Below are 1423 nucleotides of genomic sequence, written 5' to 3'. Positions count from 1 at the left end.
CTCGGTGGGCAGTTCGTGAGTCTTTGAGTGGTTCTGCTGTCGCCTGATGGTGTGGCGGCGGGGCGGAATCTGCCGGTTGACGGTCGTTGATCTGGTGATGTGACCGGGTGAGTGAACGCGGGGCGTATCCGAGTGACCTATCGGACGAGCAGTGGTCGTTGATCGAGCCGGTGATCACCGCGTGGAAGGGGCGGCACCGCTCGGTCAGCGGTCATCAAGGTGCCTACGACATGCGGGAGATCGTGAACGCGATCCTGTACCAGGGGCGGACCGGCTGTCAGTGGGCCTACCTTCCGCATGGCCTGCCGCAGAAGAGCGCGACCTACTACTACTTCGCCGCCTGGCGGGATGACGGGACCGACCAGGTCATCCACGAACTCCTGCGCTGCCAGGTCCGTGAGCGGGCCCGGCGATTAGAGGACCCGGCCGTGGTGGTCCTGGACACGCAGAGTGTCCACGTGGCCGCCGGGGTCCCCGCCGCCACGAGTGGCCACGATCCGGCCAAGCGGGTGCCCGGCCGCAAACGGGGCCTTGCCGTGGATGTCCTCGGCCTGGTCATCGCAGTCGTCGTCCTCGCCGCGAACACCCACGACAACGCCGCGGGCATCGTCCTGCTGGACCAGGTCGCCGAGCACGCCGGCGGTACCGTCCGCAAAGCGCTGGTCGACCAGGGCTTCAAGAACCAGGTCGTCGCGCACGGCGCCGGGCTGGGCATCGACGTCGAGATCGTCGCACGCAACCCGCAGGTCAAGGGGTTCGTGCCGCAGCCGAAGCGGTGGAGGGTCGAGCAGACCTACGGGATCCTGATACTGCACCGGCGCCTGGTCCGCGACTACGAGTACCGCCCCTCCTCCTCGGCCTCCCGCGTCTACTGGGCGATGACCCACGTCATGACCCGGCGCCTCACCGGCACGAACGCCCCCACCTGGCGCGAGGCGCAGGCGGCGGCAGCGTGAACATCCGACCCCTGCTTGACGCCCTGGACCTCCAGGAAGACGCCGCCCGGGCCCTGGCCGACGACCTCCGTTCACAGATCGACGGCCTGCAGACCCGGTTGCGGGAGGCCGAGACACACCTGGAACACCTCGCGATCACCCGCAAGACCGTCACCGGCCTCGCAGACCGTCTCCCCGCCGTCGCGCCGGACCTGCCCGAGCACCCGGACTACCCCCGCATCCTCGCCGCCTTCAACCACGCGACCGGACCACTACGTGCCAAGGACGTCTGCCAAGCCCTCGGCCACGAACTGCTGCCGAAGAACGTCGAAGGCACCCGCGCCAAGCTGAAACGCCTGGTCAGACTCGGGATCCTCACCGAGGCCGACACCGGCAACTTCGCCAAGAAGCAATAGCCGACGGAACCTCCACCAGCGACCTTGCTCCAACCTCAGCCAGAACGGACATCACCTTACGAACCGCCCTCT

General features: G+C 67.9%; 2 protein-coding genes. Both read left to right on the top strand.

Going from position 1 to position 1423, the window contains the following annotated elements; all coding sequences use genetic code 11:
- The first annotated feature begins 107 nt into the window (after positions 1-107).
- Positions 108-956, top strand: a complete 849-nt coding sequence (locus tag ACFVUT_RS37710) for an IS5 family transposase (RefSeq protein WP_389661361.1) — start codon at positions 108-110, stop codon at positions 954-956.
- Complete coding sequence (locus tag ACFVUT_RS37705; RefSeq protein WP_389661359.1) at positions 953-1351, top strand: hypothetical protein; 399 nt, start codon at positions 953-955, stop codon at positions 1349-1351. The genes ACFVUT_RS37710 and ACFVUT_RS37705 overlap by 4 nt, the downstream gene beginning before the upstream one ends.
- The last annotated feature ends 72 nt before the right edge of the window (positions 1352-1423 follow it).

This window comes from Streptomyces sp. NPDC058051 (assembly GCF_042885475.1).
Taxonomy (GTDB): domain Bacteria; phylum Actinomycetota; class Actinomycetes; order Streptomycetales; family Streptomycetaceae; genus Streptomyces.
This window is presented reverse-complemented; position numbering and strand designations above follow the sequence as displayed.